We start from the raw sequence: 7,265 nt of genomic DNA, 5'->3' as shown, positions 1-7,265 counted from the left end.
GAGATCTATCGCTGTGACTGGAGTTCAGACGTGTGCTCTTCCGATCTGGAATTCAATGAGAAGTCCAAAAAAATTGTCAGCTCCATCGTGGATATGGCAAAGAAGATCGGCATTCGCACCTTGGCAGAGGGTGTGGAAACGGAGGAACAGCTGGAATTCTTAAGGGAAATCGGCTGTGAGAAGCTGCAGGGCTACTATATCGGAAAGCCCGCCCCCTACATGGAAAGTATTATGCAATGTAGGGAAAAGGGATTTCCCTTTGAGGCGGCCTGGAAGAGAAGGTACAACGATGATCTTGGCAATGTAAATCTTATGGGAACGAGCTCCTTCCATAGCGGAAAGGAAGAGGATGGCGGAGAGGAAGAAGGCTTTCCTCTGGCCATTGTGGAGAGAATGGGGGATAGAGTGGAGTTTCTCTATGTAAATCCCTCCTTTGAAAGGGAATTGTCCATTATGGAAGGTTTAAATTCCGGCGTAGCCCAGGAGATTCTCAATAACAGGGAAGAAGAGATTTATCGGAGTATCCGTCATTTTTTTGATGACCTGTCCAAGGGCTTGGATACCGGACTGGACACCATGGGAGGCGATGCTTTTTTCGCCATTCGGGGTAGAGAAATCAGCCATATTCCGGGGAGAAATGCCTACCTTGTGAATTTGCAGGTTTTTCAGGGAAATTTCTTAAAGCTGAAGCAGAAGAAAATGATGGAAAGAGTCAAGGACTTGTACCGAGGCTATGAGCTTGTGCTTTTGACCGACCCGGGCAGAGGCGCTGCGGAAATCCTCTATGAAAAAGAAGGGGCTTATTCCTTCTCTATGGAAGGAAAAATTTTGGAAGAATTTGCAGGGCAGGTATTTTCCAAAGAAGAAAGCAAACGGTTTTTCCGCTTTTTGCAAAAGAACAAAAGGATTAGGGAAAGTGAATTTGCTAAGGAAGATTTTTTCCTGGCAAAGAATCCCGGAGGGGGCACCATGGTTTTGATGGTCAGCCTGAAACCCTCGGAGCTCGAGCAAAAGGGAAATATTTTGGTGAGCATCCGAAAGATTTATAAGGATAGTATCGCCGCATTGATTCACAAAACTCTTTTGGAAGAAAGAGAAAAAGACAGGGAAGAGAAGTAAGGGAGAAGAAGTATGTCTTATAAGGATATGAAGTTGCGTAGTAAGTTTATTTTTACACTGGTTCTCATGACGATTATGGTTACACTCTTAATCGGCTTGGCACAATTCTCATTTTTGAAGATGAGTGACATGATGGTAAATGACTTTGTGCAGATTGAGTATGACAACATGAAGTCGCAGATGAGTATGCGAAAGGATATCCAGAGTATCAATAAGCGTTTACTTTTGGCCATGTATGATCCTAGCAACAATCCGGTAAAGGAGCAGAGAGAGGATTTTGACAGTCGTTTCAAGGATATGCGAGACAGGCTTTCCAAACTGGAAAATACTCTGGAGGATAAGACCTTATTAGCAAACCTTTCCACTGCAATGGATGCTTTGGAGAAGGACAGCTATGCCCTTCTGGATATGCTGGATAAGGGGGACACGGCGGGAGCGATTGCTTTTTATCAACAGGGCTTTAATGCGGTAACCTCCGAGAACTTTGTATCCGCCCTTTCCGCTGTAGGAAAGCTTTCCGATGAGCACTCTGAAGCGAAGATTCAGGAGGCCAAGGATATGCGGTCTAAGGAAAGCTTGCTTTTGGGCGTGGTCTTTGTCTTCGTAATTCTTCTTTACGTCTTTGCCTTCCTGAAGCTGCAAAGAGATATTACTGGAAGAATCGGTACGGTTTCCAAGGCAATCAAAAGGATGCGTAGCGGTCATTTAAATATTGCTTTCAATAAGAAGTATATCGGAAGCGACGAGCTGGGAGAGATGGTGGACGATTTCTCCGCCCTCTCCGGGGAATTGAAGAAGATTATTACCGACATTTGTGCGGTTTTATCTGAGATGAGCAAAGGAAACTTTGCGGTACAGTCCATGGATGAAAATATGTATGTGGCGGATTATGCCAGCATTTTACAGTCCTATCGGGAAATTAACCAGAACTTGAAGAATGTTTTCGGCTCCATCAATCAGGTGGCGGCGGATGTTGAGTCCGGTTCCGAGCAGATTGCCAATGGTTCCGTAGCCCTTTCTCAGGGTGCTACAGAGCAGGCCTCCACCTTGGAGGAGTTAAGTGCCAGCATTTATGCGCTTTCCACAAGAATCAGTGCCCAGGCACAGAAGGCGGGCAATGTAGAAAGCTATTTCGGAGAGGTTTCCGAGAAGATTTCCGATGAAAACCAGCAGATGGGCGAGATGCTCTTGGCTATGGAGGAAATCGAGGATAAGTCCAATCAGGTAGAGCGTATCATCAAGGCCATTGATGACATTGCTTTCCAGACCAATATTTTGGCATTAAATGCAGCAATCGAGGCAGCCAGAGCCGGTGTTTACGGTAAGGGCTTTGCCGTGGTAGCGGATGAGGTCAGAAATCTGGCAGGAAAGTCCGCGGATGCAGCGGCAGAGACCTCTGTTCTGATTGAGAGCACCATCAATGCGGTGAAGAAGGGTGTGAATATCGTGGACCACGCCGCAAAGACATTGGGAGACGTTATGGACGGCTCTGAGAAGAGTAAGGAAATGGTAAGCGAAATTGCCGGTTCCATGGTAACGGATGCGAAATCCATTTCTGAAGTAAGTAAGGGATTGGAAGAGGTTTCCAAGGTGGTACAGCAAAACAGTGCCACTTCCGAGGAAAGCTCCGCTTCCAGCCAGGACTTGAATGAGAATGCGGCTTCTCTGAAGGAGATGATTTCCCGTATTCAGGTTTAAAAGAAATAGTTAATTATGTAGAAATAAAAAGATATCTTCTATATAATAGCGGTATTATTATAAGAATATACAGGCAAACTCCTCTTGGAAAAGAAGGGGAGTTTCCTCTTGGAAAAGAAGAGGAGCGTTTTTAAGGCTTTGGAAAAATAAGGAAAAGCATAGCCTTTGGACGAAACGGACGGAAAGAACAGGGGAAAAGGAGGAAAGGCCTTATTTTCCCTTGCTCTATTGGGAAAGGAGTGCATATGGAAAAAAGAATGGCAAAAAAAGAATAGACAAATTTTCCCTGCTTTTTCAGGGGAGAATTTGTCTATTTTCATGAGTAAAAATGTAAAGGACAAGCAGCTTTTTTATAAATTAAGTTTTTCCTTCCTTTTCATAAGAAAATGCGAAGATTTTCAGGAAAAAAAGGGGAAAACAGAGACTTGTCATTACAGAAACAGTTTGTTATAGTACCATGGATTTAATATTAAAAAAATCGTAAATTCAGTTCTTGTGCTTATTTTTCCTTTTGGGAGAAAATAAGATTTCCCGTAAGTGTTCGGGAAGAGCTAAGAAGTGAATCCGCGTTTACTGTATTTAGGAGGAAAAAGGATGAACGTTTCAGATTTCATCAGTCCCTTATCATCTTGGAAGATTGGAAGTGTAGGGAGCATTGACCAGGGAACTCAGGTAGGAGGAACAGAAGGTGCAAGACTTTTTAAGGACGTGTTTCGTTCCGCCATTGACAATGTAAAGACCAGCCAGCTGGATGTGGAAAACAAACAGTATCTCCTGGCTACAGGACAATTATCCGATGCCCACAGCTTACCCATTGCGGAGGCGAAGGCGCAAATCAGTTTGGATTTATTGGTATCACTCAGAAATAAGGCGTTGGAAGGCTATAATGAATTGATGAAAATCAATTTATAAGGATCAGGAATAGGAGAGTTTGCAGGTGCAAAAGCTCAAGGAAATGTGGCAGAATCTGTCTGCTAAATCAAAAAAATTATTAGGCATCATTGCGGGAATTACCGTAGTGGTTATTGCCGTTGCCGTCTTCCTCTTGGCAAGAGGGCAGAAAACCGAATATCAGACCCTGTTCTCTTCCTTAAGTCAGGGAGAGGCTCAGCAGATTGTTTCTCTTTTGCAGGAACAGAATGTCCCCTATCTCTATGATGGAAAGTCCGGAGCCTTAAAGGTGCCCTCCGAGTCTGTGGATACCTTAAGAGCACAGCTTTTGTCCAAGGGCTACCCGAAGTCGGGATTTGCTTACGACATGTATATCGGAAACTCCGGTCTTATGACCACCGAGTCCGATAAAAAACAATATACCCTGTATGATTTACAGGATCGTTTGGGGGCGACCATTCGCCTCTTTGACGGGGTGCGGGACGCCAAGGTGACAATCGCCGAGGGTACGGACCAGACCTACGCTATTGAAGAGGACAATCCCGTACAGGCCAGTGCCAGTGTGGTGGTGACCATGGAGGAGGGACAGAGTCTTTCCGAAAAGAATGCGGAAGCTATTAAAAACCTTATTGCAAGGTCGGTAAAGGGAATGAATTTTACCAATGTCTCCGTATTTGATGCGGGTACCATGGAAGAGGTGGCAGCAGACGCAGGAGACAGTGCCAGCGGCTCCGGAACCAGTATGGCAAATCTGACCACCACGGTGGAAAACAATATTGCCAACAATATTAAACGGGTTTTGGGAAAGATTTACGGAGGAGAAAACCTGGCGGTTTCCGTAAAGGGAACCCTGAATATGGCGAAGCTGATTCAGGAGAACACCCAGTACACCGTACCGGAAAAAACGGAAGCAACAGATAAAAGAGGCTTACTGAGCAATGAGGAGGTGGCCGGGGAAAATGCCGGAAACAGCGGAGAAAACGCTGCCGGTGTTGCCGGGGCGGATGCCAATGCGGACACCCCAAGATACACCACCCAAAACGGAACGGCTACGACTACGGATAATTATTCCAACTCCAGTGCGACCAGAGAGTGGCTTTACAATGTGCTAAAGGAGCAAAAAGAAATTGCTCCCGGTGTTTTGGAGGATGCTTCCGTGGCGATTGTCATCAATACGGATGACAACAGTATTCCGGAAAGCGATTTGATTAACCTGGTGGCGGATGCTGCGGGAATCAAGCGGGATGAGGCGGCGGATAAGATTACTATTCTTCGTTCTCTGAATAAGACCGCGGTACAACAGACTACAGAGGAGAAGAAGCCGGCAGAAGAGCCTAAGACTCTCCTGAACCAGTTCCCGTTGTGGGCACTGATCGGAGCGGCGGTATCCGCATTCTTACTGATTTTGATTCTGTTGATTTTGATTCTTCGTGGAAGAAAGAAGAAGAAGCTGAAGAAGTTGGCACAGGAAGAAATGGAAAATGCAGCAGCACTCAGTATAGAGCAGCCTACGGATGAAATTACACCGGTAGAGGAAGTTGATGAAGATGAGCTGACTGCTGAGGGCAAGATGGCTCACGGCATGAAGCTGAAGAAGAGTATCGGCGAATTTACGGATCAGAACCCGCAGGTAGTGGCAAAGCTTATTCAAAGCTGGATGAGAGAAGAGGAGCAAAACCTTGGCAGAAAACAGCACAGATCAACAAGAAAAACAAGCTAAACCCATCGATGAAAATCAGGACTTTGTCCCAAAGCTTACAGGAAAACAAAAAGCTGCCCTTGTGGTGGTGTCCCTGGGCTCCGATCGTGCCTCCCAGATCTACAAGTATTTGGGAGAGCATGATATCGAGGAGTTAACCTTTGAGGTGGCGAAAATGGGAAAAACCACCAACTCTATGGTGGAGACAACCTTGGATCAGTTCTACCGTCTTTGTCTTACCCATAAGATGATGACAGACGGCGGAATGGACTATGCCAAGGCGGTTTTGGAAAAGGCCTTCGGAGAATCCGCGGCCAAATCCCTTTTGGACAGAGTTTCCCAGACCTTGGCTTCCAAGCCCTTTAACTTCTTTGCAAAGGGAGATCCCAAGGCATTGTTATCCCTGCTTCAAAACGAGCGTCCTCAGGTTATCGCCCTGATTCTTTCCTATATGGAGTCTGAGCAGGCAGCCCAGATTTTGGAGAACCTGCAGGAGGCAAAGCGCATTCCTACGGTTATGGCTATGGCAAAGATGGACAGAGTTTCCCCGGAAGCCATTTCCATCGTGGAAGAAGAGATGAAGCGGAAGTTCGATACCATTATCACCAGTGAGGACAATATGAACCTGGGCGGTATTGACTTCGTAGCGGATGTGATGAACCACATTGACAGAAGTAACGAAAAGAAGATTTTCGACGAGTTGGATGTTACCGACCCGGATCTTTCCGCAGATATCAAGGACAAGATGTTTGTCTTCGAGGACATCCTCACCATGGACGATCGTTCTGTACAGAGATTTATCCGGGATTGTGACTCCAAGGATGTGGTATTCGCCTTGAAGACCGCAAATGAAGAGATGAAGCAGATCTTCTTCAATAACATGTCCAAGCGTATGGCGGAAACCGTTAAGAGTGATATGGAGAACTCCAGAAATGTCCGCTTGAAGGATGTGGAAGAGGCACAGCAGCGTATTGTTAACCTGATTCGTCTCTTAGAGGATAAGGGAGAGGTAATCATTAATAAGGGAGGCGATGAAGACAATGTTCTCGTCTAAAAAAGTGATTCGCTCGGCTAGCAATAGCCAGCTTTCCTCCTTTTTAGAGACCTTGGAAGAGCCGGAAGAAATTCAAGAGGAGGAAATGGAAGAATTTGCTTCCTCCGAAGATAAAGAAGAGGAGGAAGAGCCGGAAGATGCTCTTTCTCTTCCGGAAACAAAGGCAGAGGACCCCTACCATGAGACCTTGCTGCATTTGGCTTTGGAAAAAGCCCAGAGAATTATGGATGCGGCGGAAAAGGAAGCTCAGCTTTTAAAGGAAAAGGCGGAGGAAGAGGGCTATCAGGCCGGCTTTCAAAAGGGCTTAGAGGCAGGAAAGGCGGAGGCCGAGGAGAAGGTTATGGCGGAGCATGCGGAGGAAATGGAAAATTTCCGAATGGACATGAACCGCTGCCTTCGTATGGTGGAGGATGCCAAAACAGAGCGTCTTTACCGCTATATGGATGAATTAAAGGATGTGGCTATTGCGGTGGCGGAAAAGGTTATTTTGGTAAGCCTCCGTTCCTCCGGAGAAGTTATTCGAAGAATGATTTTAAAAGAGGCGGAGCGTATCAAGAAGACTGCATGGCTAAAAATACATATTGACCGTCTGGATTATGAAATGCTGGTGGAGACTGACGGAGATGTGGCCAATGAATTAAGCCAGATTTCCGACAACATCAAGTTTGTGATTGTGGAGAAGGAGGAACCGGGAAAACTGATTCTGGAAACTCCGGATGAGATTGTGGATGCCAGCATCGACACCCAGATGGAAAATTTAAGGGAGAGATTGGGACGATTGGATGCCCAAGAGAGTGAGTAAGG

At 45.9% G+C, this 7,265-nt stretch carries 5 protein-coding genes; all 5 read left to right on the top strand.

The window, feature by feature from the left end; translation table 11 throughout:
* The first annotated feature begins 1,131 nt into the window (after positions 1-1,131).
* Complete coding sequence (locus RYL27_RS04710) at positions 1,132-2,817, top strand: methyl-accepting chemotaxis protein (protein ID WP_314965580.1); 1,686 nt, start codon at positions 1,132-1,134, stop codon at positions 2,815-2,817.
* Between the two features lie 594 nt (positions 2,818-3,411).
* The gene (gene fliE / locus RYL27_RS04705) at positions 3,412-3,729 is read left to right on the top strand and encodes a flagellar hook-basal body complex protein FliE (RefSeq protein WP_007156882.1); all 318 of its coding nucleotides are present in this window, start codon (positions 3,412-3,414) and stop codon (positions 3,727-3,729) included.
* A gap of 25 nt (positions 3,730-3,754) precedes the next feature.
* On the top strand, positions 3,755-5,428 hold the full coding sequence (fliF, locus tag RYL27_RS04700; RefSeq protein WP_183682851.1) for a flagellar basal-body MS-ring/collar protein FliF: 1,674 nt from the start codon (positions 3,755-3,757) through the stop codon (positions 5,426-5,428).
* A gap of 4 nt (positions 5,429-5,432) precedes the next feature.
* On the top strand, positions 5,433-6,461 hold the full coding sequence (fliG, locus tag RYL27_RS04695) for a flagellar motor switch protein FliG (protein ID WP_242650897.1): 1,029 nt from the start codon (positions 5,433-5,435) through the stop codon (positions 6,459-6,461).
* Positions 6,448-7,263: a FliH/SctL family protein gene (locus RYL27_RS04690; protein ID WP_314965577.1), complete on the top strand. Its 816-nt coding sequence runs from the start codon at positions 6,448-6,450 to the stop codon at positions 7,261-7,263. Before fliG ends, RYL27_RS04690 begins: the two co-directional genes overlap by 14 nt.
* The last annotated feature ends 2 nt before the right edge of the window (positions 7,264-7,265 follow it).

The organism is Oribacterium sinus (genome assembly GCF_963537195.1).
Lineage (GTDB): Bacteria > Bacillota > Clostridia > Lachnospirales > Lachnospiraceae > Oribacterium > Oribacterium sinus_A.
Note: the sequence above shows the minus strand (reverse complement) of the source record. Positions and strands in the feature narration are given on the sequence as shown.

Bases quoted from the DNA above. Each gene is read 5' to 3' on its own strand.
- RYL27_RS04710 (WP_314965580.1), top strand. From the start codon at position 1,132: ATGTCTTATAAGGATATGAAGTTGCGTAGTAAGTTTATTTTTACACTG.
- fliE (WP_007156882.1), top strand. From the start codon at position 3,412: ATGAACGTTTCAGATTTCATCAGTCCCTTATCATCTTGGAAGATTGGA.
- RYL27_RS04690 (WP_314965577.1), top strand. From the start codon at position 6,448: ATGTTCTCGTCTAAAAAAGTGATTCGCTCGGCTAGCAATAGCCAGCTT.